The sequence below is a fragment of the Lautropia dentalis genome (genome assembly GCF_003892345.1).
GTDB lineage: Bacteria > Pseudomonadota > Gammaproteobacteria > Burkholderiales > Burkholderiaceae_E > Lautropia > Lautropia dentalis.
The window spans coordinates 1,155,356-1,182,149 of the sequence record NZ_RRUE01000002.1; the positions used below are offsets into that span (position 1 = coordinate 1,155,356).

The window sequence follows — 26,794 nt, forward strand, 5'->3', positions numbered from 1 at the left end:
ATTGAGCATCGAGGTACGATCAGCCTGAGTTGCGCACAGCGACGGCCTGAACGAGGTGCTGGCGTCCAGCCCGCCCGGGATCTGCCGACAGCCTTCCCCGGCGCTCCCCTCAAGCCTTCCGACGCCTCCAACGTCCCAAGCGTCCCAAACGTCTCAAACGTCTCAAACGTCTCAAACGTCTCAAACAGAAACGCCCGGTTCTCCGGGCGTTTCTGCATCCGTCAACAAAAAAGCGACCCATCATCACGATGGATCGCTTCCGGGGGCGCCACTGAGGCGCAGCGACGGGTCAGTGGCCTTCGACAGGCTGCCCCTGCGTCAGGCTGCCGGACGGGATTCGGCCGCTGGCTGGCCGGACTGATTGGCGGCCTGTGAGGCCTGCTCCGAAGCCTGCTGCGACTGTGCCCCTGTCTCCGGCGCGGCCTTCTGCGCCTCGTCGTGGTGCACCGGCTCTTCCACCGTGTAGTGGATTTCGCTGTTGGGCACATGCCGGGGGTAGAAGAACGGCACCCCCAGCAGGAAGCCCGAACTGCGCGTGGCGGTTCCCACCAGATCCTGCAGGAAGCTCACGCCGGGGCGACGCAGGTTCTTGGCCAGTACGTAGCCAAAGAACAGCAGCAGCCACCAGGGGCTCACGAAAATGGCCAGCAGGATGGACAGGGCGAACACGGCCGTCGGACGCTGGTGCGAGATCAGCAGCGGCCAGTAGCTCTTGTGCATCCAGTGACGGCGGAACACCACCCCCGGGTAGCACATGCTGCCGTCGAGCAGCATCTTGCCCAGCCGGCGCCACTGGAAGTAGTCCACCGTATGATGGGTGGACATGGTGGTGGCCAGACCGTAGATGCCGTAGCCGGCCTCGCACAGGCGCAGACCCAGTTCCTGGTCCTCGTTGACGCGCATTTCGGTGGCAAAGCCGCCCACCTTCTCGAAGGCTTTGCGGCTGATCATCGAAATGCCGCCCAGCTCGCTCCGGTAGCCGTCGGCCCGGACCTTGTAGCGGTCGGGACCGTCGGTGAGGAACTCGCCGTCGGGGCTGTAGAACTTCTCGGGCAGCTGGCCGGAGGTTACATTGTGAATGGGCAAACCATCCGGGCCCAGTGCAATTCTCAGAAAGTCCGGCCCGACCTCCATGTCTCCATCGATGAAGAAGAAGGCGTCGCCCGTCGCGACGGCAGCACCGGCATTGCGGGCAATGGCCGCATTGGTGTGCCCCGTCAGACGCACGATCCGGACGTCGTGACCCAGATGGTTACGAACGATATCAGGCGTGCCATCCGTCGACCTGGAGTCGACGAAGACGATCTCGTAGTTTTCGATGCCACTCTGTTTGGTGGCAACCTGGATGCTGTCCAGGCACATGCCGATCGTGTTGGCCTGATTGCGGGAGATGACGATGATGGAGAGCAGAGCGCAGGTTCCTTTGAAAGAGGAAAGGGACAGCATGAAGCAGCAGGGGTTGACTTTTTGCAACAAATCTGCTGGATGCCTCTCACTCGATACGGCCCAATGATACTACCGATGCCCGCAGCGTTTGATGAAAGTCACCTTTTTTTGCGGGCCGGCGCATGAAATCATCACAAAACATGCGTGTCTGGGCCGTTTCGTTTCGGATACGTGACAGCACACCGGCCTGTCACGCATTTTTCGTACATTTTTGCCCCCTGTGCAGCCTCCCGACAGGGCCGGAAACGGACGGTTTGAGCTGTCCGTTGCGGTCCTGGCGTCCCGTCCTGCACGCCCGAATGAGGTGCCGGGACGAAAGCGCCCGCAACACACGCCGGGCACATGTCGCCCGGGCTGGCCAGAACGGGCGGGTTGGCCTGATGATGAAGCAGGCGGGCCAGGAACGGGGGGATGAGGCAGGCGGATCCGGACGGGGGCGGGGCTGGTGCGTATCAGGCAGCCTGTGCGACCAGCTCGCGCTCGACCATGGGCACCGGTGCCTGTTCTTCCGGTGGAACCACCTGGTCCGGAGTCAGGCCGACCAGCTCGGTCAGCACGCGGCGACGGATCGGCGTGTGGATGTCATCGGGGAACTTGCGCCCGAAGAAGGCCGGTGTTTCCTTCAGCAGGTTGAAGTCGGCATCGGTCAGCCAGGCCGGGTTGGCCTCGATGAAGGTGGCGATGCAGTGATTGAACGGCCCCTGCCGGAAGCCTTTTTCGACCACGGCCTGGTGCAGCATCGATGGAATGAGGAATTCGTCGGCGATGCACAGTTTGGGGAAGTGCGACTGGATGTCTTCGTCGTTGAAGCGCTTGAGCAGCCACTCGATGACCGGCCGGCGGGCACCGAACCAGGTCGAACCGTAGAATGGGGAGAAGCGTTTCGTGAACACGTGTCCGCCCAGCACCGGGTTGACCAGCAGCCGGGTGACGAAGCGGGCGATGCGGGCGGCCGGGCGCAGCCTGCCGTCTGCGTCGAGGTTGCCGCCGGTACGCAGCTGCACCCCGGCGATGTCGCGCCGCTCGGGCGTATTGTTGAAGTACATCACCATCATGCGGCGCAGCAGGCGGTGGCGGAAGCTCTCTTCACCCGCAAAGCCGCGGTACGACACCGACATCAGCGCGTCCTCGTCGGCCAGCATGTCGATGGAGGCGAAGTCGGCGTCGCTGGTATTGGCGGCAACGTGGGCCTCCAGGGCGCTGACCGGCTTGATGGGCAGACAGGTCGGGCTCAGGATCTGCAGGTAGTCGAACTCGAGGTTCTCGTATGCGTAGCGGATGGCGTGGAAAATCCCTTCCGAGAAGCCCCAGATGGCCCAGCCGGTTCGTTTCGGGCTGGGCACGAAGCGCACGTTCGGCTCATCCACGTGAAAGTCGGGCGTCTGGCTGAAATCATGATGCACCACGACAGTGTGAGGCGCCAGGGCGCGGGCCAGCTGAGCCACCGATTCCGGGCTGTGGATGGCCGACATCACAACAAATGCGATCTTGGTTTTCATGGCGGTAGCAGGGATCTGCTCAAAGAATCATCAGGGTGAGACTGCCGGATCCGCCGCCCCCGGGGCGGCCGACCTGTTCCTGTTCATGCCCACGATGGCTGGAAGTCCCAGCGGACAGATCCAGAATGGGGAGTATGCTAACGATCGTTCAGCTGTTGCGGAGGGGGGGCTTCATGAACCGTAACAGTTCTGAAACGTCATTTGCGATCCTTCATGAACGGCTTGCAGCCATTGTCACGCAGGCTTCCAGTAAGCGCGTTGATTTTGTTGGCATTTGCTGTAAGGAAACGGCCGAAATGTTCGGCGATGTGTGTCGTAGTTCCGCAACGATTGCTGCAGAAGTGTGCCTGCCGTCGGCGCCCGCCTGCGCCGTCCTGCCCGCTTTCTCTCGCATCCAGGCACTTCCCGGGGCATCATGCGTTACGTGTTCGCCCGGAGGCGCACTATTGCACAGCGAAACCCCATCGCCACCCGTAGAATGTCGGCCTCATGAAAACGCCTCCTCGTCTCTTGTCGCTCAACTCCTACCACTACCGTCGTGGGGGTTCCGACGTCGTCTATCTCGAGCACGACGCCCTGTTCCGGGAACTCGGCTGGGAAACCGCCGTGATGTCCATGCATCACCCGAAGAACATGCCGTCGCCCTGGAGTGAATACTTCGTCGAGGAACTGGAGTTCGGCAACGCCCATGGCCTGAAGGACAAGCTCGTCAAGGCGTCCAAGGCCATCTATTCCTTCGAAGCACAGGACAAGCTGCGCAAGCTGCTCAAGGTCTTTCCGGCCGACATCGCGCACCTGCACTGTATCTACCACCACCTGTCGCCGTCGGTGCTGCCCGTGCTTCACGAAGCCGGCATCCCGTCGGTCATTACCGCACACGACCTCAAGATCGCCTGTCCGGCCTACAAGATGCTCAACGACAAGGGCGTCTGTGAGCGCTGCCGCACCGGTTCCGTGGTCAATGTGCTGAAAAATCGCTGCGTACGCAACTCGCTGGGTGCCAGTGCCATCGTCATGCTCGAATCGGGCCTGGCGCGCACCATGAACACCTGGCAGAAGTACCTCGGACGGGTGGTGGCCCCTTCGCACTTCTACCGCAACAAGCTCATCGAATGGGGCTGGCCCGAGTGGCAGGTCACCTACGTGCCCAACTACGTCGATGCCAGCAGCTTCACCCCCTCCTACGAGCCGGGCGATTACGTGCTGTTTGCCGGCCGGCTGGCGCCCGAAAAGGGGGTGGCCACGCTGGCAAAGGCTGCTGCCAAGGCCGGCGTCAGGCTGCGCGTGGCCGGAACCGGCCCGCTGGAAGAGGAACTCAAGGCCATGCCCGGTGCCGACAGCATCGAATGGCTGGGCTTCTGTTCGGGCGACAACCTCTGGAACCAGATCCGTGGCGCCCGTGCCCTGGTCCTGCCGTCCGAGTGGTACGAGAATGCCCCGATGAGTGTGCTGGAAGCCTTTGCCAGCGGCAAGCCCGTCGTGGGGGCCGACATCGGCGGCATCCCCGAAATGATCACGCCCGAAATCGGCTGGGTCTTTCCCAGCGGCGATGTCGACGCGCTGGCCGGCGTGCTGGCCGACGTGTTCTCGCGCAGCGATGTACAGATTGCCGACATGGGCCGCAAGGCACGTGAACATGTTGCCGCCAACTTCAACCGTACGCGGTATATTGAAGGCATGGAAACCGTCTACCGAGAGCTGGGAGTCAAGTTTTGAGCAACGCATCCCCCGTGGCTGGCACTGCCGCCACCCAATCGCCTGCCCTGCGCATCCTTGGCATCCGCGGCGTTCCGGCTGCCCATGGCGGCTTCGAAACCTTTGCCGAGTACCTGGCGCTCTATCTGGTGAAGAAGGGCTGGAAGGTCACCGTCTACTGCCAGCTCGACGGTACCGGTCCCATCTACGAAGATGACTGGGAAGGCGTGCACCGCGTCAACATCCCCATCGACCGCGGTGGCCCGGCCGGCACCATCCAGTTCGACTGGATCGCCACCCGTCACGCCCAGAAGGCGGGCGAGCCCTGCCTGACCCTGGGTTACAACACCGCCATCTTCTGCACGCTGCTGCGCCTGTCGGGGCTGCCCAACGTCATCAACATGGATGGCATCGAATGGCAGCGCGCCAAGTGGGGTACGGGGCCGAAGGCCTGGTTCTACCTCAACGAATGGGCCGGCGCCTGGCTGGGCAATCACCTGGTGGCCGATCACCCCGAAATCAAGGTGCACCTGTCGCAGCGCACCAGTCCCAGTCGCATCACCGTCATTCCCTATGGCGCCGAAGATGTCCGCAGCGCCGACACCGCACCGGTCGAGGCCCTGGGTCTGGAGCCGGGCAGGTACCTCAGCGTCATCGCCCGGGCCGAGCCCGAAAACTCCCTGCTCGAAATCGTGCAGGGCTTCTCGCGCAAGCCGCGTGGCCTGAAGCTGGCCGTGCTGGGAAAATACGAGCCGGGCAACGCCTATCACCAGGCCGTCAAGGCAGCCGCCGGTGACGAAGTCATGTTCCTTGGCGCCATCTACGACAAGAAGGTGGTGCAGGCACTGCGCTTTCATTCGGCTGCCTATGTGCACGGCCACCAGGTGGGGGGGACCAACCCTTCGCTGGTCGAGGCGCTGGGCGCCGGCAATGCCGTCATCGCCCACGACAACCGTTTCAACCGCTGGGTGGCCGGGCCGGGCGCGGCCTTCTTCGATGGTGCCGACGGCTTTGCAGCCCAGCTCGACGCCATCCTGGCCGATCCCACGCGTCTCGACAGCATGCGCAAGGCATCGCGCGAGCGCTTCGAGGCCGAGTTCCAGTGGGAGATGATCCTCTCCGCCTACGAACGTCTGCTGCTGCAGTACCAGAAGTAAAGCCAGCATGCCGGCGCAGCAGGGGCCGGAATGCCGCAGAGGGGTGTTGCGCAGGCGCCGGTTTGCAGGCCCCATGGGAGGAGGTGTGCATGAACGGAACGGACGAACAGGGCAGGGGTCAGGATATACAGGGCAGCCTCCGGTATCGGGGCATCCGGGCCATTACCCTGGACCTCGATGACACCCTCTGGCCAGTCGAGCCCGTACTGGCCTACGCCAACGGGCAGCTGGTCGAGTGGTTGCGCCCGAGGGCACCCGGTACGGCGGCCGTCGTCGCGGCCAACCCCAGTGTCCTGCACATGAAGGGACGCTACCCCGAACACGCGCACGACATGAGCTGGCTGCGTACCCAGCTGCTGCGCGAGACGCTCACGGCCCAGCGGGAAGATCCCGCCCTTGCCGAGCCCGCGTTTGCCGTCTTTCTCGACGCACGCCAGCAGGTCACGCCCTGGCCGGATGTCGAACCGGTACTGGCGCAGTGGGCCAGCCGCTACCGCATTGCCGCCATCACCAACGGCAACGCCGATATCCACCGCACCCCGCTGGGGCGCTACTTCCATGCCAGCATCAGTGCGCCGGCCTTTGGTGCAGCCAAGCCCGACCCCCGAATCTTCCGGGAGGCCGCCCGCGTCCTGGGCGTCGAGCCTGCAGCCTGCCTGCACATTGGCGATGACCTGGCACTGGACGTACAGGGCGCCTGTGAGGCAGGTCTGTCTGCCCTATGGCTGGTTCGCCCCGAACTGGGGCGCGCAAGTGTTGCAAAAATAACAAGCGGCTCAGGTCTCGTACACAATTATCTTCATGATCTGTGGTGTATTGACAAAATTTTGCAACCATTATCAGTGGTCAAGTAAGAACTTGTTCCCCAAAAGTGCGGTACATCAAACTTTGAAGCAAAACGGGCATCGCGTTACAGGAACGTGGGGCTTATACTGCGCCCAAGAAATCCAACTGATCGAAAGAGACCTGCCCGCCTGCACGAGATGGGCGGCAGGGGCTTTCCTTTTCCGCCATAAAGGTCTGCGCCCAGGCGTGACCGCGTCCCTAGAGGGGAACCATCCATGCTGATCGATGCCAATGAGGTAGCTTCCGGCTCTGTCATCCAAACCCAGATTTGTATCGTTGGCGGCGGCATTGCCGGGATCGCCATGGGCCTCGAGTTCGAAAAGGCCGGCATCGATACGGTCGTGCTCGAAAGTGGCGGTACCCACCGCGACGAGGCCACATCCGATCTTTACCGCGGCCCCAGCGTCGGTATCCCGTACGATTTCGCCGACGGTACCCGCAGCCGTTTCCTGGGCGGCAGCAGCAACTGCTGGGGCGGCTTCTGCCGTCCGTGGGACCAGATCGCCTTTGACCACCGTCCGTGGGTGAAGGACAGCGGCTGGCCCATCGGCCGCAAGGACCTCGACCCGTTCTACGAGCGCTCCCACGCCATCCTGCAGGTACCGTCCAACGAGTACCGCCCCGATCACTGGGTCGGCCAGGCGGGCGAACCCACCCATGGTCCGGCCACCGGCCAGTCACGCAACGCCAGCAGCTATCCGTTCGACCCGGCCAACATCGAAGAGATCATCTCCCAGTTCAGCCCCCCGCTGAAAATGGGCGAGGCCTATCGCGACGAAATCAAGGCCGCGAAGTTCCTCAAGCTCTACCTCAAGGCCAACGTTGCCGAAATCCAGTGCAACCCCTTTGGCAGCACGGTCGAGAGCGTCAAGGTCCGCACCCTGAAGGGCGGCAATTTCACCGTGCAGGCCAGGGTGTTCGTACTGGCCTCCGGCGGTATCGAAAACGCCCGCCTGATGCTGGCCTCCAACCGCCAGCAGAGCACCGGCATCGGCAACCGCCACGACCTGGTCGGCCGCTACTTCCAGGATCACCCGCGTTTCCTGAACGGTGTGGTCGAGTTCAACGACAAGTTCAGGCTCAACCCGCTGTTCGACATCAAGTTCCATTGCATCGTCGACAAGGTCAAGATCAGCGGTGCCGACATTTCCGGCCAGATGCGCGTCGGTTTCGAACGCCAGAAGGAACACGGCATTCTGGATGCCCAGATGTGGTTCCGCTCGCTGTATGCGGGTGAGGGTACCGACATCGTTCGCGCCCTGTACCGGATGCGCCAGCGTGTGCGTGGCAAATGGTCGCCGTTCGTGGGGCTGGGTACGGACCTGGGGCACATCTTCTCGCATCCGCTCGACTCGGTGGGCTACACGGTGGCGCACACCACCGGCTCCCGCAAGCTGGTGCGCCACGTGGCCATGGAACTGATCTGCGAGCCGGATCCGGATCCGAACAGCCGCGTCACCCTGAGCGACGACATCGACGCGCTCGGCATGCGCCGTGCCAAGGTCGACTGGCGTCTGGGGCAGCAGGTCAAGGACACGGTCGACACCTCCTTCTCCCTGCTGGCCAAGGAGCTGGAAGACAAGAACATCGCCAAGGTCAAGCTCGGGCCACGCATCAACGACACAGGCTGGCCGGCCGACATGGAGGGTACCTATCACCACATGGGTACCACCCGGATGCATGACTCCCCGCGTCACGGTGTGGTCGACCGCAACTGCAAGGTTCACGACATGGAGAACCTCTACATTGCCGGTTCGTCGGTGTTCACCACCTCGTCGTCCAACAACCCGACCATGACACTGGTGGCACTGGCCCTGCGCCTGTCCGACCGCCTGACGGCAGAAATCAAGTCCGGCAGCACTGTCACCACGGATGGCGCCCAGACGCCTGCCCAGCCGGAGCAGCAGGCTGCTGCCTGATTGTTTGCAGGCAGACGGTGCGATGCCGTCGTACCGTCATGCAGCCGGACGCATCGGCGACCGGACATATTAGCCGTCGGGCATACCAGCCGGCCGATGCATCAACCGGCGGTCACACCAACCGGCGGCTACATCAACCACCGGGCGCATCAACCGCAAAAACGCGGGCTTCCCTTCGGGGCGGTCCGCGTTTTTGCGTGTGTGGCTCGTGCTTCTGCTTCTTGTGTCCAAGACGACGTAGCGCCTGGAACGCAGGTGCGTGAGCCTGGGACAGTGTAGCGTTGGGATGCTGGTGCGCGAGCCGGGATCGGTGCAGCGCTGGGATGTTGGTGCAAAACCGGGGGTGATGCAGCGTTTGGGACGCTGGCGCATGAGCCGGGAGCGGCGCAGTGTCCGGGACGCAGGTCCATGAGTCGTGAACGGTGCAGTGCCCTGGGACGCAGGTACATGAGCCGGAAACGCTGCATCACCTGGAGCGCGGGCACCTGGGATGTTTTGACATGAAGGCCGGTGCACGAAATGTTTCGTCGGACAACAATGTCACGCGTCGATGTGGCGAGTCTGTGAGATTGTGCCGCGTCAGAAAGAAAGACATCGGGGAACATGACGGCTACCGCTGGTTCGCAACAAACGGCCATTCATCGCCTCGAAGGTGAACGGGCTGCGGGTTGCGATTGTTCGTGGCAGAGGGTGCCGCCCGGGCGGGCAGGGCCCCTGCGTACGTCCTTCATCTGGGATTGACCGTCATGAGAGTATCAACGCCTTCCTTCAAGCTCGCCTCGCTTGCCGTGCTGACCGTGCTTGCCGCCTGTGGTGGCGGAGGCGATTCCTCTGCACCTGCCGTTGGCCCCACGGCCACGGGTAACCAGGGCAACACCGTCAAGCCGGCCGATGGCAACACGAGCATTGCCGGCAACAATGCTGCTGCCGGTACAAGTACAACGCCGTCTGTACCGGGCAATGCCACAGGCGACAAAACGGGCAACACGGCTGCCAGTGGCACGGGCAACACCCCGGCCAACGGCAGCACGAGCGGATCCTCCGCAAACGGCAATACGGGTTCCAGTACGCCGACGACCAGTGCCGGCAACGGTGCAGGCAACACCACCAGCAACGGGGCTGGCAACACGAATGGCGGCAACGCCGGCAATGGCAATGCTGGCAATACCCGCCCGGCCGCGGGTGATACGACGGGCAATGGTGCCGGCACCGCGCCGGCCAATGGTGGCACGGTTGCCACCCCGGTGGTCCCTCCGGTTACGCCGCCGGCCAAACCGGTGACGCCGGAAGTGCCGACCGCCAACAATGGCACCACCCAGCCCCCCGCCGCGGCCGATGCCGGCAACGCCACCAAAACACCGGCCGCCCAGTCCGAATACAAAACCAAAGGTGTGTGGTCGCCCACCGTGAACTGGCCGCTGGTGGCCATTCACGCCGCGCTGACGGCCGACGGCCGCGTGCTGACCTACGGCACCGACTACACGAAGAATCCGGGCAGCAGGTTCAGCTACGACGTGTGGGATCCGACGCTGGGTACGGGTGACGACGCCCACATGATGCTGCCCAGCCAGACCGACACCTTCCTGTTCTGCTCGGCCCAGATCCTGCTGCAGGACGGCCGCATGCTGATCCTGGGCGGTGACCTGCTCAAGGATGGCCGCGCCACAAACAAGGGCAACAAGGATGTCAACCTGTTCGACCCGGTCAGCGGTACGCTGTCCCTGGACCGCAACAAGATGACGCTGCCGCGCTGGTACGGCACCGCCACCACGCTGCCCACCGGTGAGGTGTATATCCAGGGCGGTACCGACGGAGAACGTCACCCCGAGCTGCGCAAGACCGATGGCACCTTCCGTGCGCTGGACATCAATACGGAAGCGCAGTACAAGCTGCCCAACGGCCAGACGGGCAACATGTTCGAGAACAACTACCCGCGCAACTTCGTCGCGCCCAACGGCAAGATCTTCGGTTTCGACCCGCACTTCATGTACGAGATCGACCCGTATGGCAACAACGGCAAGGGCTCGGTGAAGATGCACGGCGCCCACTGGGACTTCCCGCGCATCCGTGAGGATGGCACGGAAGACTGGGAATACTGGCGTGCCTGGCAGGCCACCTCGACGGCTGCCATGGTCCGTCCGGGCCTGATCTTCCAGTTCGGCGGGGTCAACCCCAGCGCCCAGCAGGCACCGGTCACGCTGATCGACATCAACGGTGACAAGCCGAAGCTGATCGACCTGCCGCCGCTGACCAAGCCCTACGTGTGGAGCAATGCCACCATTATGGCCGATGGCAACGTGCTGGTGTCGGGCGGTTCTACCGAGAACCTGCTCAACGATGTGGAAGAGCCAATCAACCAGGAAGCGGGCGAGATCAACTACGAGTCGCTGATCTTCAACCCCGATACCCGCAAGTTCTCGCCGGGTGCCCGCTTCAACGAGAAGCGTCTCTACCACAGCGTCACGCTGCTGCTGCCCGACGCCACCATCCTGTCCTCGGGCGGTGGCCAGCCGGGGCCGGTCGATAACCTGAACGCCCAGATCTACTACCCGCCGTACCTGTTCAATGCCGACGGTACGCGTGCCAAGCGTCCGGTGCTGCAGGGCGAGGGTGATGTGGCGATGGTGGCCGAACCGGCTTCCACCATCCACATCCCGACGGCCGACGCGGCTGACATTTCCCGCGTCACGCTGATCAAGACGGGCGCAGTCACGCACTCGTTCGACATGGACCAGCGCTACTCGGAAGTGAAGTTCCGCGTCAACGGCAACGGCCTGGACATCGAGCTGCCGGCCAACAAATTCCAGACGCCTCCGGGCTTCTACCACGTGTTTGCCTTCAACAAGGCCGGCGTGCCGTCGAAGTCGCGCATGATCCGCATCAACCCGTCGGTGGTTGCACCGAAGTGATGCAGCTGCCCCGGTGGGGCCGGTCCTGAAGACGGGCCGGTCCTGCAGCGGCAGGTCAGGGCAGTAGGGCGGGTACCGGGATTCTTCCCTGGTGCCCGCCCTGCGTTCGTCTGGTTCCAGAAGGGCGTAAGCCTGGTGTCTTGATTTCACATCGCGACGTGTTGCGGTGTCGGGTGGCGGGCGCCATCTGTCGGGGGGCGTACGGCGTGGCGTGGTGGGTGTCTTAACGTAGCGGCAGAGATCAACCCAACCACAGGAATCTGGACGGGCCGGCAGGGTCGGGGGTATGCCCCGTTTTCCCTGAAGCCTCGCCGTCCGACTCATCATGAAGCTTCGCCGTCCTTGCGCGCCCGTCGCCCTGTTGCTGTCCCTCATGCTGGGCGGCTGTGCCACGTCACCATCGGTGCAGGAGAGTGCATCACAGAATACCGGCCTGATGCAGGCTGGCATGCCGATGGATGGCGAGGTTGCTCTGGGTACTGATACTGGTGCTGGTGCGAGGCCGGTTGATGGCGGCCCGGCCGCATCGTACACGCCTTTTCAGCAGCGGGAAGATGCAGAAATCGCCCGTGACCAGGGCATCTATCGCGACACCCAGGCGCGCATTGCAAGGCTGAATGCCGAGCGTGGTATCCGCATCGGCAATTATGCGCTGGCCAAGGCCCAGTGCTGGCTGGATGTGAGCTTCCACGAATACACCCGCAATGACCGGAGCGGCTTCCCGCGGGCTGCCCTGGCGCAGGCCCAGGGCATCATCGAGCGCCTGGAGGCGGGAGAGATGCCGGATGTGAGCGAAACGCCGCTGGTCAACGATGCCCGTCGCCTGCGCGACGACCTGTGGCAGCGCCACGACCGGCTGCGTGCCGACACGGCGGGCATGCAGTGCGCCGCAGCGCGCCTGGCCTGTGCGGAAGTCGAGCTGGTGCATGCGGGCAACGAGATTCGCCAGGGCGGTTGGCGTCATGCCAGTCCCTATATCCAGATTGCCGAAGACCTGACCGAAGAAGCCGGAAAAATGGCCGAACAGTGCGTGGCCCAGCCGGCTGCGCCCGTGCAGAAACCGGTACCTGCGGAGGCCCCTGATGCGCCTGTGCAGATGAAGGCCGAGGTGGATGTCCGCTTCCGCTTCGACCGTTCGGGCGCAGCCGACATTCTGCCGGAAGACCGGCCGCGGCTGCAGGCGTTCGTGGATATGCTGAACGGTCAGTACGTCCGGGTGGACAGTCTGAAACTGGTGGGCCATACCGATCGTCTGGGCAGCCGTGCCTACAACGAGCGCCTGTCCATGCGTCGCGCCGTGACGGTGCGCAACGAGCTGCAGCGTCTGGGGGTGAATGTCCCGATGAGTGTGGAGGCCCGTGGCGCCACCGAAGATTTCTCGTCGGGCTGCCGACGCCAGGGCGAGGGGCTGGAAAACACGGTGCAATGCCTGCAACCGGATCGTCGTGTGACCATCGAACTGGAAGGTGCGCGGCGCCCCTGACCAGGACTATCCAGCAAAACCCTGCCATCGACAGGTGGGCACTTTGCATTTGCCCGGTTTTGTTTGCCGCTCCAGGGAACGTGTGGATGGCATGGCATGACTGGAACGCTCTGGCCAGGGCAGGAGCGTTCTCGCAGCACAAAAAAATACGTCCGCGAACCGAAAGGAACGCGGACGCCAATCGCCGGGAAGATAATTATTGTTGTTTTATTTGGTGACCGGATCACACGGGAAGGTGGTCCGGTCGTGTTTTTGCACCCGATGCATCGCCTGCAGGGCTCGCCAGTATTGGGAAGGTGAGCAGACCCCGTGCACCTTACGGTGATGAATGGGTGCTGACAGGGATACAGGGTAACAGTAAAGCGGGCTGCGGGGGACAGGTGCCGGATACCCCTCCTGAAGCCAGAAAGCCCCGGAGGCAGGAAAGGCACGGCTGGGAACATGGCTGAATGCCTGGTTCCAAACCCGACTGCAGCGTTCAGGGATTATAAAAAGGTTGGCCGTGATATTTGGTTGACTTTTATCAAGAACGTCAAGCCCTGTGAAGTCGAATACACGATCAGGCGCATCCATTTGGGAAAAATGTGCAAAACCCGCTGAAAACAGGTGGGTCATTACGATGTGAATATTAATGTCTGAATAATTTTGGTCAGTATGGATATGAAACAGGTGGGTATGCAGCGGGTATGGGTGTACAGCAGGAATTGCATGCATGATTGTGCTGGCAACGGGCGGCAGGCAACAGGTACAGGCGTGTGGGGTAGGTGTGTGGGGTAGGTGTGTGGGGTAGGCGTGGGGGCAGACCCCCCTGCGCCATCGCAGGACCTTCGTCATGCTGGGGGCGCCGTGCTCTGCTATCGACAGGCACGTATCGATAGAAAAATTTTCCGACAGATCTGTAATGCCTTGGGCTCCTCTGCGACCAAAGGTGCGTCTGATGCAGACCTGCCCGGGTGGGCAGTCCGGCGCGGCAACGGGCCGTGCAGGTTCCTTCAATGAGATCCTTTGCTGGATCGTTCCTTTTCTGGAGATCGTTTGATGAACAAGAAATTCGCAGCTCTTCTGTCTGGCGCGGTGGCTGCCGGGACCACGCTGGCCTCGGCGCCGGTGTTCGCCGCCCAGGGGCTGGCCCAGGGCTATCAGGTGGCCGCGGCCGACGCCAGCATGAAGGCCCCCGAGGGCTCCTGTGGCGGCAGCAAGAGCCAGGAGGGCAGCTGCGGTGGCAACAGCATGTCTTCGGAAGGCAACGGCAAGTCCATGGAAGGCTCGTGTGGCGGCAGCAAGGCCCAGGAGGGTTCCTGCGGCGCCAGCAAGATGAAGCAGTCCGCATCGGACGCGTCCGGCAAGGCCATGTCGGGCGGCAGCAAGTCCAAAGAGGGCAAGTGCGGCGAAGGCAAGTGCGGCGGCAAGAAGAAGTGAGCGGGCCGTAGAGCGTGTCATGGTCGAATGCGTTCATGACACGCCCAAGTGGTGTGCCACGGCGGCAGCAGGGGTGCTTTTTGCTGCCGTCGATGGCGATGGAGCGGGTGTGATGAGGTGGTGGATGTGATGAAGTGCGTGAGATGAAGTAGGTGTAATGAAGTGGATGTGATGAAGTGGGTGTGATGAGTGGAGGCGAAAGCGGAATGAGTACGCTCAGGCAGGGTTCAAGGGAGGTGCGGCGGCTGCATCGTGCCGGTCTGGGGCTGCGTCGCAGCCTGCTGGCCGATACGCTGCAGGGGCTGCAGCGTGGCGAGCTGGGCGAGGTGGCCTTTTTCGAGGTGGCACCCGAAAACTGGAGTCGGCTGGGCGGGCGCTTTTCGCGGGATCTGTCTGCCATCAGCGAGTTCCGGCCGCTGGCCTGTCATGGGCTGTCGTTGAATCTGGGCGGCAGTGACGGGCTGGACATGCAGCTGCTGGCCGAGGTGAAGGCTTTCATGCGCACCTACCGGATTGCGCTCTATACCGAACATCTGTCGTGGTGTGGGCACGAGGGGCATCTGTACGATCTGCTGCCATTGCCGGCCACGCATGAAACCGTGCGTCATGTGGCCACACGCATTGCCCAGGTGCAGGATTTTCTGGGCGAGCAGATCGGCATTGAAAATGCCAGTTACTATGCAGCCCCCGAAGGGGCCGAAATGGATGATGCCACTTTTGTTCGCGAGGTGGTGAAGGAAGCGGGCTGCCTGCTGCATCTGGATGTGAACAACGTGTACGTGAACAGCCAGAATCATGGTTTCGATCCGTATGAATATACCGTTCAGCTGCCGCTGGAGCGGACCTGCTATATCCATGTGGCGGGACACCATGTGGAAGATGATGGCCTGATCATCGACACGCATGGCATGCCGGTCATCGATCCCGTATGGGAGTTGCTGGCCTTTACCTATGACAGGCTGTCGGATGCGGGGCTCGAGCCCCGGGATGTTCCCAGCTGCCTGGAACGCGATTTCAATTTTCCGCCGCTGGCCGAGCTGGTGGACGAAGTGGGGGTGATCGACCGGCTGCAGCGTGAGGCATCGGCCCGGCGGGCTGCTGTGCAATCAGCTGCGGCTGCGAAGGTGCCGGATGCCGTCCCGGCACAGCATCTGCTTCGCTCGCCGGATGCTGCGCAGTCACGGGACATGGTGCTGCCATGAGTCGCCGGGATCGTCGCAAGGCGCTGATGGCGCGAGGTACGCAGGCGGTGGACCATGATGCGCCGGGGTTGCTCCGGATGCAGCAGTCGTGGTCTGGCTATCTGCGTGCGCCCACGCAGACGGAACGCCCGGCAGGCACAGCTGCACGACGTATCGATGTGTATGCGGAACTGCTGCGCAACAATATCCGCGGCTTCATTGATCAATGCTTTCCGCTGTGTCGTGCATCGGTCAGTGCCGCGTGCTGGGAGGACCTGATCGAAGGTTTCTTCTCGCAGGGTACATGGCACCATTCCCCGTTCTTCCACGAAATTCCCCGGGCCTTTGTGGATTTTCTGCAGTCGCATCCCGGGGCGCAGTCGCAGCCACAGTCGCAGGAGCAGGAGCAGGGACAGGGACAGGGACAGGGACAGGAGCAGATGCCGTCGCAAGAACGGGTGTCGTCGCAAGCGCAAGAGGCGCGGGGGCATTCGCAGATGCAGGCATCTGAAATGCAGGCATCTGAACCCGGGCACGAGCGGGTTGTTGCAACCACGCGGGGCTCCGCACCCGAACGGACGCCTGCATGTGAAGAGGCGTCAAGGCCGCCCTGGTTTGCCGATCTGGCCCATTACGAGTGGCTGGAGCTGGCCGTGGAAACGGCGCCCGATGTGCCGGCTCAGGTGGGTCCCCAGGGGTTGGCGCTGGCGGCTGGCCTGCAGCTGGCGGGTTATGAGTGGCCGGTGCACACCATCGGGCCGGGGGCAGCGGAGGTTCAGCCTGTCACCACCTTTGTGGCGGTGTATCGCAACCGGCAGCATGTGGTGCGTTTCAGTGTGCTGACACCGGCAGCGGCGCAGCTGCTGGCCACGTTGCAGGGCAATATGTGTGATTGGCAGGCCGCCTGTGCGCAACTGGCGACCCAGTGGGGCATGCCGGTGCAGGATATGGTGTCCAGCGTACAGCCGCTGCAGCAGCAGTGGCTGGGCGAGGAACTGCTGGTGAAAAAGTCGGGGCAGGAGAAGGTGAATGAGCAAACCTGAAGGGCACGAGCATGACGTTCGTGCCGCCGTTGCAGGTGCCGAAGCAGGCAGGCCGGGCGATTTTTCCACGGGTGCGGGGGCCGGAAGGGGTGGCGCCTCGCGAGCAGAGCAGACGCTGGCGGATGTCCGCTGTGCAGTGCGCGGCCGCTGCCGGGGTATTCTGCGTTACTGTGTGATCTGCAATTACATCTGTCCCGGGCTGAAGGTGCTGGCGCCTTGGGCAGGGCTGCTGTTCCTGCGGTTGCTGATCGGCTGGGAGTTTCTGGATTCTGGCCTGGAAAAATGGGGTGGCGAGAACTGGTTTGCCGATATCCAGAGTGATTTTCCGTTCCCGTTCAACCATCTGCCGGCGGAGCTGAACTGGCAGCTGGCCATGTGGTTCGAGATCGTGGGTGGTGTGGCGCTGATGCTGGGGCTGGCAACGCGCTTCTTTGCGTTTGCCCTGCTGGTGGTGACGTGGGTGGCCACGGTGGCTGTGCACTGGCCGGCGGAATGGCATTCGCTGGCAGAGCTTTGGCAGGGCTATGTGATCACCGACGAGGGGCATGGCAATTTCAAGCTGCCGCTGCTGTTTGCGGTGATGCTGTGGGCGCTGCTCTTTCAGGGAGGCGGCCGGCTGAGCCTGGATGCGCTGATCGGCTGGCTGTGGTGCCGGCGACGCTGAAAGGGCTGTAACCCTGCTCATCCCGATCATGGGTCCAAGGCAATCGCAGGCTTTTGCAGAGGGGCCTTTGCCGTCGAAAGGAAGGAAAAAGGGCGTCCCATGGGCGCCCCTTTTCAATGATGGCAGGAGAGATCGTGATCCGGCCCCGTTTTACCTGCCAGCCAGTTCGACGATTCGTTCGGAAACCAGTTTGGGGGAGAATTCGCGAACTTCGTGGGTGGCGAAGTTGGGGTAGTAGCAGTCTTCCTCCAGAATCTTCTGCAGGGCTTCGCGGTTTTCCATGTCGGACTCAGGCCGTTGCCTTTCTGATGGCTTCAACCACGCGGGTAGCGTGGGCGCGTGCCGCTTCCTTCTGGGCGTTGATTTTTGCTTCGTCTCCCCGGTCCGTGTAGCTCACACCGTTGATCCAGACAGGCGGCAGGTAGTCGAGGTTGCACAGACGCGCGGTGGTTTCGAACTGGGGGAGATAATCTTCCACCGGGTGCCTGAAGGCGCCATCGGTGGCGTAAACGGCTTTGGGCGCCCCCGTGGTGAAGGAGAAGAGAACCTTCTTGCCGCCCAGTTTGCCGTGCGAGCCATGGGAGAAACCGTGCAGGAATACCTTGTCCAGCCAGAGTTTCAGCAGGCCGGGCAGTGAGTACCACGAGAACGGGAACTGCAGCACGATCACGTCGGCGTCCAGCAGGGCTGCCTGCTCGGCCTCGATGTCGAACTGGTAGGTGGGGTAAAGGGTGTCCAGCCGGCGGATCTTTGCTTCGGGCAATGCTCTGGCCACTTCGTCCAGAATGGTGGCATTGGCGATGGAACTGGCCAGATCGGGATGGCCGGAAATGATGAGTACGTTTTTCATGAAGGCAGGTTGTTGAGGTCGGCGGTGTTGGGAGGATGCTTGCCGGGGCTGAGGCAGGGGCCGCTGTCCATGGTGCCCTGAGTCCCCGGCGTGGAAGCAGGATACAACAGGCTATTCGGGCCGGCCGTCCTGTGGGGTCTCTGGGGAGTCAGCCAGAAAGCCTGCATCATCGTGCTCTGCATAGTGCTGCATGATCCTGCGCAGCGCCTCCGAATTTTTCTGGAAATTCCGGCAGTCGGTGCAGATGGCCAGGTGCAGCCGCAGCGTCAGGCGCTGCCACAGGGGAAGGTCATGCTCCTGGGCTTCGGAAATCCGGCGTGTGGCCTGCAGGCAGCCGTTCATGGCGGGGCGCTTCGTGCTCATGCGCGTTCTCCCGACTCGAGCCAGTTCTGCTGCAGGCATTTCTGCAGCTTCAGCCGGGCACGGTAGAGCATGACGTTGATGTTGCCGGCGGTCAGCTGGGTCTGGGTGCAGATCTCGCTGGCGCTCATGCCCAGGTGCTCGCGCATCATGAATACCTGTGCCTGCATGCCCGGCAGGCCGGCCAGGCAGCGCTGCAGCACCTGCCAGAACTCGCGGTTGGTGAGCAGCTGCTCGGGGTTGCCCAGGTTGCCGGGGCCGCCGTCTGCCTCCCAGTGACCGTCCTGCCGGAAGAGCAGGACCTCCAGGGCGTCACCATCGGGGTCGTCGTCGAAGTCACAGGAGACCTCGCGGGCCTGTCGGCGGTAGCGGCCGCGCAGGGCATCGGCCACCTTGTGCTTCAGGATGGCAAACACCCAGGTCTTGAGGGCGGCCTCGCCGCGGAAGGCCGACGCCTTGTCGAAGGCGGCCACGTAGGCGTCCTGGACGACATCTTCGGCCAGGCTGTCATCGCCCAGCTGCCGGGTGGCATAGCTGAGCATCTGGGGGCGGAAGGCCGCCATCTGCTGGGGGACGTTCATGGACGCGGAGGAATGGGGAATGGTCGCGGAAGAACGGGGCGCCCCGAAAGGGCTCCCTTTGGGCGTGCATGACCGAGTTGGCCGTGCCGTGAAGTCAGTGAGGATTCTGCGGCCCAGTCACCCTGTCCTGCACCCCCAAAGGGAATATCGTGGGGGGAGTGAGGTCATGACATGCGCTATGGTATGACCGCGTGGGCAGGCTGCGAAGGGATGCGGCCTGTCTGGCAGTATGTCTGCCACAGATAACGTCCAGGCGCCCGGATGGTGGACAGGAAACATGGGCGGTGGGGGGCGTGCACCTGGTGCAACAAGCCCCACGGGTCACGTCATGAATACGTCCATGGCTGCGAACTTTCTTGGGGGGCTGCTGGGCGAGGCGGCCGGGTGGCGGTGTGGGCGCAGTTGCAGGGTTGTGCCACTGGTTGATCTGGCGGCCGGGATGACCGTATCATGAAATGAACAGAGTCCGGCAGGGAGCGTATGCGCCATGAAGAAAATCATCTCGTCAGTGGTTGTGGGCATGGCTGTTCTGTGTGGTTCCGCGGCGGTACAGGCGCGCGACACCAAACTGATACTGCCCATTCGCGACGCCCTGAACTACGAGGGCAAGAAGGGCTCCGCCCGGGAGCTGCTCGATCCCGGCATTGCCCTGGTGTTTGCCCGGGGAGGCGGTAGTGTAGTCCGGGCCGACGTGAAGGCCATCAAGCGTACCAATGGTTTTGGCAAGTCGGATGCCGATGCCTGCCACTGGGCCTTTCTGTCGGCCGTAAGGCAGCTGCAGGAGGCGGCACGGGAGGCTGGCGCCACCAAGGTGGTGAACCTCATCAGCTACTACAAAGACCACGAATACCGGGGTACGAGCGAGTATGAATGTCATGCGGGCGCCTTCATCGTCGGGGTGACGCTGCGGGGTGACCTGGCCAGGTGATGGGCAGGGGACGCCGCGGCTGCGGCATGCGGGGCCGTCTGTGTATGATGCAGGCTTTCGCCCTGTGTGATGCACCATGTCCGATTCGTTTTGCATCCGTGCGGCCCGGCAGGAAGATCTGCCAGCCATTCTTGCCATCTTCAATGACCTGATCGCCACATCCACGGCGGTCTATACCGAAACGCCGGTGGATCTGGCAGAGCGTACGGCGTGGTTCGAGGCACGACAGGCTGCAGGGTTTCCCGTGCTGGTTGTGGAGGAGCTGCCATTGCAGGCCGGATCATCCGGTGCATCCGGCGTGGCAGGTGCCTCGGGGGCGGCGGGCCCGCTGCGGGGTGCTCTGGTGCCGGCGGACGGTCAGGCCCTGTCTGCCCCATGTCCGGTTGTGCTGGGGTACGCCAGTTTCGGTCCTTTTCGCGGCAGTTGGCCGGGTTATCGCCACACCGTGGAGCACAGTGTGCATGTGCGCGCAGACCAGCGCGGTCGGGGGTTGGGTACGGCGCTGATCCACGCGCTGTTTGCCGAGGCGCAGGCCCGGGACGTGCATGTGATGGTCGGCGCCATAGACGCCGAAAACACCGGCTCGCTGCGGCTGCACGCCCGTCTGGGTTTTGTGGAAACAGGACGGATGCCGCAGGTGGGGCGCAAGTTCGGTCGCTGGCTGGATCTGGTGTTCATGCAGCGTTTCGTTCAGGAGTGGGACGCATGACTGACCGGATGACGGTATCCCCATCGATGCAGTCCATGGCGTTTTCTACGCCCTTTGGTGAAATTCATGCCAGAAACTGGCAGCCTGTGCCGGCCGGAGAGCCGGTCGGTGGCGGGGGTGATGCAGCTGGAAGACAGGTGCAGAAAGGTCGTGCAGGAGATGGCGGGTACCCCTGTGTCGTGCTGTTGCACGGCATGTTTGGCGATGTGGATGTCTGGTCGGCCACTGCGCTGAATCTGGCGCGGGCTGGTCTGGAGGTGCTTGCATTCGATTTGCCGGGGCATGGAGGGAGCCTGGCAGAGGTCGAAAACGCAGACGAGACCGTTCAGGCGCTGCTGGCGGCGCTGCAGGCGTATGCCCGGGCCAGGGCGCAGCATCCGGTTCCGGTGTTGCTGGTGGGCCACTCCTTTGGCGGCCTGGTGGCCGCGATGCTGGCTGCCCGGATGCAATCCCTGCAGGTTTTATCGCCCGTGCTGTCCGGGCTGGTGCTGCTGTCTCCCAGTGGTCTGGGCGAAGAAGTAAATCGCGATTTTCTGCTGGGCGTCATCGAAGCGCCGGATGCCGACGCCATGGCCAGGGTTCTGGCGGCGCTGACGGTCAGACATTTCCGCAGCTCATCGGCCTACATGAAGGCGATGCATGCGCGTATTCATTCAGCGAAGGATCAGCTGTACCGGCTGGTGGATGATGTCGTGGATGGGACGGGCCGCCAGGTTCATTCCATTCTGGAAATTCTGGCGGCACTTCCTGTGCCGGTTACGCTGGTCCATGGCCGGGAAGATGCGGTGCTTCCCTGGCAGCAGGCGCTGAACGTGCCAGGCAGCGTGGCCATTCATCTGTTGCCGGATGTGGGGCACATGCCGCACTGGGAGGCCGCAGCACTGGTGAGCACGATCATCGGGCGTGCCGCGGGCAGGGGGTGATTGCCGCATGCAGGGAAGTCTTGCCCTGTGAGGGACACAGGCTTTGGGCCGATCATCTTCACCACAGTGTCCCTGAAAACGCCAAAGGCCGGGATACCCGGCCTTTGCGGCGGCTCCCGGCTGCGGGAGCGGCAGGGAGAATCTCCCCCGACAGGGAGCGTCTTTTCAGTCCAGCGTCCCGAACCCGCCTGCCTCCAGCCGGGCCTGGGCATCCTGCAGGTGTGCCTGGTCGGCAAAGACCAGCGCATCGGTGCCGGCGATGGTTTCGTTCAGGGTTTCGGCGCACAGCACCAGCAGGTGCGTGTCTTCCTGGGTGGTGAAGGTGGTGCCGTCGCCCAGGGCGTCCAGCAGGATCAGCTCTGGTGAGCGGATGTAGCTGGGCCAGAAGTCGATGTGGATCTTGCCGGTCAGCATCACCAGCTGGGCATACCACTTGCGTGGCAGCGGCAGGGTGACGGTGTGGCCGGCCTTGACGTGCACGTCCCACAGCTGCAGGGGCTGGACGGTTTCGGCCGGGCCCAGCTCGCCCTTCCATTCGCCGGCAATCACCCGCAGGGTGCCGGCGCTGTCGGGCAGGACGATGGTGGGCATGTCGGCCGCTTTCAGGTGCTGCAGGTGCGGGTCGCTCAGCTTGCCGCTGGCCGGCAGGTTGATCCAGAGCGATACGGCCTCAATGGTGCCGCCCTGTTCGCGCAGGACCGGGCCGGGCAGGGTGCGGGTGAGCACACCGCTGCCGGCGCCATTCCAGACGACATCGCCGGCGCTGGCGGTGATGCCATGCTGCACGGGCAGGGCGGTCTGTACGTCCAGATCACCCTGCAGCAGCAGGGTGACGGACTCGAAGCCGGCCATGGCCTGCACACCCACGGCTGGCAGGGTGCTGGCGATGATGCGCTCTTCCTCGCGTGTGGTGACGGTCATGGTCGGGTCTTCTGCAACCCGGGCGAGTAGTGAGGCGGTGGCATCCGCAGCCGTGTGCAGGGCAGCGGCGGCTTCGGCAGCGGCCCGTGCATCGGCCGCGCTGACGGTCTGGGCCGGCAGCAGGCTGGCCTGGATGGCAGGGTTGGCCTGGCGGCCCAGTCCCCGGTAGTTGAAGATGGGCTGGGCCTGCCAGAGCGGGCCGGCCGGTACGGCCGACAGCGGCCGCGTGGTGGCGACGACGGGTTTTTTCATGGATGGGGAGGCATTTTTTTTCAGGCTGCAGCGACGGGGCGCTTGCGGATTTCTGCAGAGAATCCCGGGCGCTTACATGCTGTGGTCCATGTGGGCGCCGCCGCGCAGGTCCACCATTTCGGGGGTGATCTCCTTCATGGCGTAGACCTTGCCGCCGTATTCCTTCGCGAAATCTTCGGCGTCTTCGCGGGTGCTGAAGGAGCCCAGCGTGGGGCCCATCGAGCCTTCACGCTTGCTGCCCACGACGTAGAAGGCGGTGCGGGCGTCGATCCAGTGGCCCACGGGTTTGTCCCAGTCGGCCTTGCCCTTGCCCACGTCCTGCACGTAGACGGCTTCGATCTTGCGGACTTCCTCGGGGTGCAGCAGGGTGTTGAGCACTTCCATGGTGTCGCAATAGAAGGCCGGTTCCGGGGTGTTGGCAAAGTGGATCTGCCCCTTGGGTCCGGGGTATTCCGACAGCAGCATGCCGTCCAGTTCGCAGGCGGTGCCCTCGCTGATCTCGACCGGCTTGATGCTGGTGTTGCTCTGTTCTTCCTTCCTGTCGCAGGCAGCCAGCACGGGCAGGGCGGCCAGGGCCATCAGCCCCGCCATCAGCTGGCGGCGGTCGTGCCGGATGTCGCTGTGGGATTCGGCGCCGCAGCAGCGGCAGCGAAGGCGCATGGGGGTCTTGCTCATGGTCGGAATCTCCAGTTGGCAAAGGCGAGGGGGATGGCAATCCAGGCCAGCATGACGCCGGTTAGCACACCGACGTTGGTGAGCAGGGGCGGAATCATGTTGACCAGGCCATAGGCACTGCGCACATCTTCGGTCGAGAAGACGTTCAGGATGCGGAAGACATCGGTGGGATTGAGGAGAAGCAGCCAGGGGAAGGCTTCGCCACCATAATGCCCGGCGGTGGCCACCAGCACGCCCAGCAGCACCAGGTCGAACACCAGCACGAACAGGAACCACAGGACGATGGCAGCGCCCGATGCCCGGGTGCGGTCACGGGCGATGACCGAGACCAGGACGGCCAGGCTGAGGAACGACAGCCCCATCAGCAGGGCACTGAGCACGAAGCCGGCGTAGTGGAACAGGGCCGGCTGGCCAAACTGCCAGACCAGCATGACGCCCACGGCGGCCAGACCGGCCAGCATGGCGAGTGCCAGCGCCATGGCCAGGCCCAGGTACTTGCCCAGCAGCAGTTCGCCACGGCTGATCGGGTAGGCCAGCAGCAGGTCGAGCGAGCCCCGTTCGCGTTCGCCGACGATGGCGTCGAAGCCCAGCAGCAGGGCAATGAGGGGCACGAGGTAGATGACCAGGCTGACCAGGCTGGTGATGGTGAATTCGAGCGAGCGCAGGCCCACGGTACCCTGCTGGGCGCCGCCGGCGTAGGCGATGACGATCGAGAACACGGCAAAGACCAGCGCTACCGCCAATACCCAGCGGTTGCGCAGCCGGTCGCGGAATTCCTTGGCGGCCAGGGTGCCGACCTGACTGAGCTGGATCATGCGTTTTCTCCGTGGGATGTCTGGCCGTTGCCGGCCTGGCTGGTTTCATTGGTGGCAAAGAACATGTCTTCCAGCGAGGGCTCCTGGATCTGCAGGTCGGCCACGTGCTCGCGGGCGGCCATCAGGTGCTGCAGCAGGCGCATCTTGTGGTGGCGTGGTACGTCGATGACGACGGTGCCGCTGCGGGCGTGTTCGCGGGCGGGCAGGGCATCGAGGCCGTCGGGCAGGGCCTGCAGCCAGCGGGTGATGGTGGCGGGGGCGGTGCCCGGGGTGAGCTGCAGTTCGAACTGCAGCGGCAGATCGAAGTCGGCCCGCAGTTCGGCCATGGTGCCCAGTGCCTGGATGCGGCCGTTGGCCATCACGGCCACGCGATCGACCCGGTTCTGCAGCTCGGCCAGGATGTGCGAGGTGAGCACGATGGTCAGGCCGCGGTCACGCAGCTCGGCCAGGGTGTCCCAGAAGAAGTGGATGGCGCGTGGGTCCAGGCCCGTGGTGGGCTCGTCGAGGAACAGCACCTGCGGCTCGCCCTGCAGGGCCTGGGCAAAGCCCAGCCGCTGGCGCATGCCCTTGGAGTAGGCCCGCACCGGCCGGCTGCCGGCGTGCGACAGGCCCACCTTGTCGAGCAGGGCCTGGCAGTTGCCGGTGTCCAGTCCCTTGAGGCGGGCGAAGAACTGGAGGGTTTCGAGGCCGCTGAGGTTGTCCCAGAGGGCGACGTTCTCGGGCAGGTAGCCGATGCGGCGACGGACCTGCAGGGCGCCGGCCTGGCCGACGGTTTCGCCGGCAATCTGGATGTGGCCGCTGCTGGGGGCGAGCAGCCCGAGCATGATCTTGAAGAGGGTGCTCTTGCCGGCGCCGTTGTGACCGATCAGGCCGAACACCTCGCCACGCCGGATGTCGAGCGAGACGTTGTCGACGGCGGTGAATGGTCCGAAGTGACGGCAGACGCCCTGCAGGCGAATGATGGCCTCGGCGGGCTTGTGGGGGGCGTGCTCAGTGCTCACGGCGGAGATTCTCCGGGGCGTTGTAGAGGGAGTTGAGGGTGCCGGTATACCAGTCCACCCAGTTGACGGGCTGGGGCTGCATGCGCGGGTGCTTCTCGACGATGCTGGGCACGCGGAGAATGGGGAACTGCTGGCCCACCATGCGCAGGGCCTGCACGGCCGGGCTGCCCATCAGCAGGCGTGTGCCGGGGTAGCGCCAGGTGAGGCGGTCCACCATGTCGTTGGCCTCGTAGGGAATGTCGCCGCGGCCATCGCCATTGCGGTCCCAGCCCCGGTAGTTGGACCAGTAGTTGCCCTTCTCGCCGCCCCATTCGTGGTCGCGGGTGCCGGCGTACTTGATCTGCAGCTGGTTGCCGACGAAGTCGTTGCCGTCCACCTTGTTGCGGACCGAGCCCGACAGGTGCACGCCGGTGCGGTTGCTGGCCACCACGTTGCCCAGCAGGTTGGTGTATTCCACGTCGTACACGAAGAGGCCGCGGCCATTGTCGATCACCCAGTTGTTCTCGACGGTGGCGTCCTGCAGTGTGCGCAGCATGATGCCGTGGTCGGTATTGTGCCAGGCGCGGTTGTTGCGGATGGTCTGGTCGCGCACTTCCATCAGCGCCAGCCCGCCGCGGTTGTTCCAGGTGTCGTTGTCTTCCCACAGGTTGTAGTAGGAATTCATGTAGTGTGTGCCGTACCGGCTGTGGTGCAGGCGGTTTTTCTGGAAGATGGCGTGGTGCGACACGTCGATGTAGAGGGCATCGCGCACGAAGCTGATCTCGTTGTCGATGATGCGGGCACCCTTGGTGTTGTAGAGTTCCACGCCGTTGCCACGCTTGGGGCTGTCGTAGTCGCGCTTGCCGGTGATGTTGTTGCTGAGCACCTGCACGTCGTTGGCTTTTTCGATCCAGAGGCCGAACAGGTTGTAGCTGAGGTAGCAGTTGCGCACGATGGCACGGTGCGCACCGGGCTGGATGTAGATGCCGGCGTTCTGGTTCAGCAGGCTGTCGCCGGAGTTGATGACCTTGAGCCCCTCGATGACCACATCCTCGGCGGTGACGCGGATGGTGTCGCCCTTGTTGCTGCCGTCGATGGTGGGCAGGTCGATGCCCTTCAGGGTGACGGTACGGTCCACCTTCAGGTTTTCCACATAGCGGCCGCGCTCGATGCGGATCTCGTCGCCGTTGCTGGCGCGGTTGATGGCGTCCTGCACCTTCTCGCCCGGATGCACGGTGATGACGGCTGCGTGAGCAGCACTGCCCATCAGCAGGGCGGCCAGCAGCAGGGCGCCTTTCCGTGCCAGCCGTGCATGCGGTACGGCAGGGGCCTGCGGCAGGACCGTGGCCGGATTGCGGCTACCCTGCCGGGCATGCCCGGTGCGGGCGGGCAAGCCATGCTGCAGGCGATGCAGGGGCGTCATGGAGGCACGATCGGATGCGGGCATGGCAGGAGGCAGACTGTCGTTCAAAAAAGGGTCGGTTACCGGCGGGGAGCCCGCCTTTCGCAGCGGATGGAAGGCGCGGGCTTGCCGGATGG

24 protein-coding genes are annotated in these 26,794 nt (G+C 63.7%); 13 read left to right on the plus strand and 11 right to left on the minus strand.

All coding sequences use genetic code 11. The features are described from left to right. Positions 1 to 318 precede the first annotated feature (318 nt). Together EHV23_RS12635 and EHV23_RS12640 are read right to left on the minus strand one after the other, a co-directional pair. Complete coding sequence (locus EHV23_RS12635; protein ID WP_125096387.1) at positions 319 to 1,473, minus strand: glycosyltransferase family 2 protein; 1,155 nt, start codon at positions 1,471 to 1,473, stop codon at positions 319 to 321. Between the two features lie 425 nt (positions 1,474 to 1,898). Next, positions 1,899 to 2,945, minus strand: a complete 1,047-nt coding sequence (locus EHV23_RS12640; protein WP_125096388.1) for a hypothetical protein — start codon at positions 2,943 to 2,945, stop codon at positions 1,899 to 1,901. Positions 2,946 to 3,434: 489 nt separating this feature from the next. Here EHV23_RS12640 and EHV23_RS12645 point away from each other — a divergent pair, with 489 nt between their 5' ends. The 10 genes from EHV23_RS12645 (at position 3,435) to EHV23_RS12695 (ending at position 17,261) form a co-directional block, all read left to right on the plus strand. Beyond that, positions 3,435 to 4,661 carry a glycosyltransferase family 4 protein gene (locus tag EHV23_RS12645; protein ID WP_125096389.1) on the plus strand — a complete coding sequence of 409 codons (1,227 nt, stop codon included), beginning with the start codon at positions 3,435 to 3,437 and terminating at the stop codon, positions 4,659 to 4,661. Beyond that, the gene (locus EHV23_RS12650; RefSeq protein ID WP_203228996.1) at positions 4,658 to 5,797 is read left to right on the plus strand and encodes a DUF1972 domain-containing protein; all 1,140 of its coding nucleotides are present in this window, start codon (positions 4,658 to 4,660) and stop codon (positions 5,795 to 5,797) included. The genes EHV23_RS12645 and EHV23_RS12650 overlap by 4 nt, the downstream gene beginning before the upstream one ends. Positions 5,798 to 5,886: 89 nt before the next feature. Further along, entirely contained in the window at positions 5,887 to 6,651 is a 765-nt protein-coding gene (locus EHV23_RS12655; RefSeq protein ID WP_125096390.1) for an HAD family hydrolase, read from the plus strand. A gap of 207 nt (positions 6,652 to 6,858) precedes the next feature. Beyond that, complete coding sequence (locus EHV23_RS12660) at positions 6,859 to 8,562, plus strand: GMC oxidoreductase (RefSeq protein WP_125096391.1); 1,704 nt, start codon at positions 6,859 to 6,861, stop codon at positions 8,560 to 8,562. 746 nt (positions 8,563 to 9,308) lie between these two features. Further along, positions 9,309 to 11,471: a galactose oxidase-like domain-containing protein gene (locus tag EHV23_RS12665; protein WP_125096392.1), complete on the plus strand. Its 2,163-nt coding sequence runs from the start codon at positions 9,309 to 9,311 to the stop codon at positions 11,469 to 11,471. Between the two features lie 325 nt (positions 11,472 to 11,796). After that, on the plus strand, positions 11,797 to 12,954 hold the full coding sequence (locus EHV23_RS12670) for an OmpA family protein (protein ID WP_125096393.1): 1,158 nt from the start codon (positions 11,797 to 11,799) through the stop codon (positions 12,952 to 12,954). Between the two features lie 1,038 nt (positions 12,955 to 13,992). Next, positions 13,993 to 14,373, plus strand: coding sequence for a hypothetical protein (locus EHV23_RS12675; protein ID WP_125096394.1), 381 nt, complete (start codon positions 13,993 to 13,995; stop codon positions 14,371 to 14,373). Positions 14,374 to 14,579: 206 nt separating this feature from the next. Beyond that, the gene (locus EHV23_RS12680) at positions 14,580 to 15,575 is read left to right on the plus strand and encodes an MbnB/TglH/ChrH family RiPP precursor modification enzyme (RefSeq protein WP_125096395.1); all 996 of its coding nucleotides are present in this window, start codon (positions 14,580 to 14,582) and stop codon (positions 15,573 to 15,575) included. Then, positions 15,572 to 16,597, plus strand: coding sequence for an HvfC/BufC N-terminal domain-containing protein (locus EHV23_RS15330; protein ID WP_158615969.1), 1,026 nt, complete (start codon positions 15,572 to 15,574; stop codon positions 16,595 to 16,597). Before EHV23_RS12680 ends, EHV23_RS15330 begins: the two co-directional genes overlap by 4 nt. Then, on the plus strand, positions 16,584 to 17,261 hold the full coding sequence (locus tag EHV23_RS12695) for an HvfX family Cu-binding RiPP maturation protein (protein ID WP_238990451.1): 678 nt from the start codon (positions 16,584 to 16,586) through the stop codon (positions 17,259 to 17,261). The genes EHV23_RS15330 and EHV23_RS12695 overlap by 14 nt, the downstream gene beginning before the upstream one ends. A gap of 150 nt (positions 17,262 to 17,411) precedes the next feature. Here EHV23_RS12695 and EHV23_RS16405 read toward each other — a convergent pair whose 3' ends face one another. The 4 genes from EHV23_RS16405 to EHV23_RS12710 form a co-directional block, all read right to left on the minus strand. Beyond that, a complete protein-coding gene (locus tag EHV23_RS16405) occupies positions 17,412 to 17,543 on the minus strand; it encodes a YciI family protein (RefSeq protein WP_275265103.1) in 132 nt (43 codons plus the stop codon). A gap of 7 nt (positions 17,544 to 17,550) precedes the next feature. Continuing rightward, on the minus strand, positions 17,551 to 18,111 hold the full coding sequence (locus EHV23_RS12700) for an NAD(P)H-dependent oxidoreductase (RefSeq protein WP_125096397.1): 561 nt from the start codon (positions 18,109 to 18,111) through the stop codon (positions 17,551 to 17,553). 111 nt (positions 18,112 to 18,222) lie between these two features. Continuing rightward, a complete protein-coding gene (locus EHV23_RS15615) occupies positions 18,223 to 18,474 on the minus strand; it encodes a zf-HC2 domain-containing protein (RefSeq protein ID WP_203228997.1) in 252 nt (83 codons plus the stop codon). After that, the gene (locus EHV23_RS12710; RefSeq protein WP_125096398.1) at positions 18,471 to 19,052 is read right to left on the minus strand and encodes a sigma-70 family RNA polymerase sigma factor; all 582 of its coding nucleotides are present in this window, start codon (positions 19,050 to 19,052) and stop codon (positions 18,471 to 18,473) included. The genes EHV23_RS15615 and EHV23_RS12710 overlap by 4 nt, the downstream gene beginning before the upstream one ends. A 487-nt stretch (positions 19,053 to 19,539) precedes the next feature. Here EHV23_RS12710 and EHV23_RS12715 point away from each other — a divergent pair, with 487 nt between their 5' ends. The 3 genes from EHV23_RS12715 to EHV23_RS12725 all read left to right on the plus strand — a co-directional run bounded on the left by EHV23_RS12715 (position 19,540) and on the right by EHV23_RS12725 (position 21,612). Further along, entirely contained in the window at positions 19,540 to 19,980 is a 441-nt protein-coding gene (locus EHV23_RS12715; protein ID WP_125096399.1) for an excinuclease ABC subunit A, read from the plus strand. A gap of 76 nt (positions 19,981 to 20,056) precedes the next feature. Continuing rightward, positions 20,057 to 20,689, plus strand: a complete 633-nt coding sequence (locus EHV23_RS12720) for a GNAT family N-acetyltransferase (RefSeq protein WP_125096400.1) — start codon at positions 20,057 to 20,059, stop codon at positions 20,687 to 20,689. Further along, complete coding sequence (locus tag EHV23_RS12725) at positions 20,686 to 21,612, plus strand: alpha/beta fold hydrolase (protein WP_125096401.1); 927 nt, start codon at positions 20,686 to 20,688, stop codon at positions 21,610 to 21,612. Before EHV23_RS12720 ends, EHV23_RS12725 begins: the two co-directional genes overlap by 4 nt. 165 nt (positions 21,613 to 21,777) lie before the next feature. Here EHV23_RS12725 and EHV23_RS12730 read toward each other — a convergent pair whose 3' ends face one another. The 5 genes from EHV23_RS12730 to EHV23_RS12750 all read right to left on the minus strand — a co-directional run bounded on the left by EHV23_RS12730 (position 21,778) and on the right by EHV23_RS12750 (position 26,522). Beyond that, positions 21,778 to 22,785 (minus strand): pirin-like C-terminal cupin domain-containing protein, encoded by a 1,008-nt coding sequence (locus tag EHV23_RS12730; protein WP_125096402.1) that lies wholly within the window; start codon positions 22,783 to 22,785, stop codon positions 21,778 to 21,780. 72 nt (positions 22,786 to 22,857) lie between these two features. Next, positions 22,858 to 23,460 (minus strand): nitrous oxide reductase accessory protein NosL, encoded by a 603-nt coding sequence (locus EHV23_RS12735; protein ID WP_125096403.1) that lies wholly within the window; start codon positions 23,458 to 23,460, stop codon positions 22,858 to 22,860. Continuing rightward, positions 23,457 to 24,275 carry an ABC transporter permease gene (locus EHV23_RS12740; RefSeq protein ID WP_203228998.1) on the minus strand — a complete coding sequence of 273 codons (819 nt, stop codon included), beginning with the start codon at positions 24,273 to 24,275 and terminating at the stop codon, positions 23,457 to 23,459. Before EHV23_RS12740 ends, EHV23_RS12735 begins: the two co-directional genes overlap by 4 nt. Then, positions 24,272 to 25,276, minus strand: coding sequence for an ABC transporter ATP-binding protein (locus EHV23_RS12745; RefSeq protein WP_125096404.1), 1,005 nt, complete (start codon positions 25,274 to 25,276; stop codon positions 24,272 to 24,274). The genes EHV23_RS12740 and EHV23_RS12745 overlap by 4 nt, the downstream gene beginning before the upstream one ends. Then, positions 25,266 to 26,522 carry a nitrous oxide reductase family maturation protein NosD gene (locus tag EHV23_RS12750; protein ID WP_125096870.1) on the minus strand — a complete coding sequence of 419 codons (1,257 nt, stop codon included), beginning with the start codon at positions 26,520 to 26,522 and terminating at the stop codon, positions 25,266 to 25,268. Before EHV23_RS12750 ends, EHV23_RS12745 begins: the two co-directional genes overlap by 11 nt. Positions 26,523 to 26,794: the final 272 nt, after the last annotated feature.

Bases quoted from the DNA above. Each gene is read 5' to 3' on its own strand.
- EHV23_RS12640 (WP_125096388.1), bottom strand. From the start codon at position 2,945: ATGAAAACCAAGATCGCATTTGTTGTGATGTCGGCCATCCACAGCCCG.
- EHV23_RS12645 (WP_125096389.1), top strand. From the start codon at position 3,435: ATGAAAACGCCTCCTCGTCTCTTGTCGCTCAACTCCTACCACTACCGT.
- EHV23_RS12655 (WP_125096390.1), top strand. From the start codon at position 5,887: ATGAACGGAACGGACGAACAGGGCAGGGGTCAGGATATACAGGGCAGC.
- EHV23_RS12660 (WP_125096391.1), top strand. From the start codon at position 6,859: ATGCTGATCGATGCCAATGAGGTAGCTTCCGGCTCTGTCATCCAAACC.
- EHV23_RS12665 (WP_125096392.1), top strand. From the start codon at position 9,309: ATGAGAGTATCAACGCCTTCCTTCAAGCTCGCCTCGCTTGCCGTGCTG.
- EHV23_RS12670 (WP_125096393.1), top strand. From the start codon at position 11,797: ATGAAGCTTCGCCGTCCTTGCGCGCCCGTCGCCCTGTTGCTGTCCCTC.
- EHV23_RS12675 (WP_125096394.1), top strand. From the start codon at position 13,993: ATGAACAAGAAATTCGCAGCTCTTCTGTCTGGCGCGGTGGCTGCCGGG.
- EHV23_RS12680 (WP_125096395.1), top strand. From the start codon at position 14,580: ATGAGTACGCTCAGGCAGGGTTCAAGGGAGGTGCGGCGGCTGCATCGT.
- EHV23_RS15330 (WP_158615969.1), top strand. From the start codon at position 15,572: ATGAGTCGCCGGGATCGTCGCAAGGCGCTGATGGCGCGAGGTACGCAG.
- EHV23_RS12695 (WP_238990451.1), top strand. From the start codon at position 16,584: ATGAGCAAACCTGAAGGGCACGAGCATGACGTTCGTGCCGCCGTTGCA.
- EHV23_RS16405 (WP_275265103.1), bottom strand. From the start codon at position 17,543: ATGGAAAACCGCGAAGCCCTGCAGAAGATTCTGGAGGAAGACTGCTAC.
- EHV23_RS12700 (WP_125096397.1), bottom strand. From the start codon at position 18,111: ATGAAAAACGTACTCATCATTTCCGGCCATCCCGATCTGGCCAGTTCC.
- EHV23_RS15615 (WP_203228997.1), bottom strand. From the start codon at position 18,474: ATGAGCACGAAGCGCCCCGCCATGAACGGCTGCCTGCAGGCCACACGC.
- EHV23_RS12710 (WP_125096398.1), bottom strand. From the start codon at position 19,052: ATGAACGTCCCCCAGCAGATGGCGGCCTTCCGCCCCCAGATGCTCAGC.
- EHV23_RS12715 (WP_125096399.1), top strand. From the start codon at position 19,540: ATGAAGAAAATCATCTCGTCAGTGGTTGTGGGCATGGCTGTTCTGTGT.
- EHV23_RS12720 (WP_125096400.1), top strand. From the start codon at position 20,057: ATGTCCGATTCGTTTTGCATCCGTGCGGCCCGGCAGGAAGATCTGCCA.
- EHV23_RS12725 (WP_125096401.1), top strand. From the start codon at position 20,686: ATGACTGACCGGATGACGGTATCCCCATCGATGCAGTCCATGGCGTTT.
- EHV23_RS12730 (WP_125096402.1), bottom strand. From the start codon at position 22,785: ATGAAAAAACCCGTCGTCGCCACCACGCGGCCGCTGTCGGCCGTACCG.
- EHV23_RS12735 (WP_125096403.1), bottom strand. From the start codon at position 23,460: ATGAGCAAGACCCCCATGCGCCTTCGCTGCCGCTGCTGCGGCGCCGAA.
- EHV23_RS12740 (WP_203228998.1), bottom strand. From the start codon at position 24,275: ATGATCCAGCTCAGTCAGGTCGGCACCCTGGCCGCCAAGGAATTCCGC.
- EHV23_RS12750 (WP_125096870.1), bottom strand. From the start codon at position 26,522: ATGGGCAGTGCTGCTCACGCAGCCGTCATCACCGTGCATCCGGGCGAG.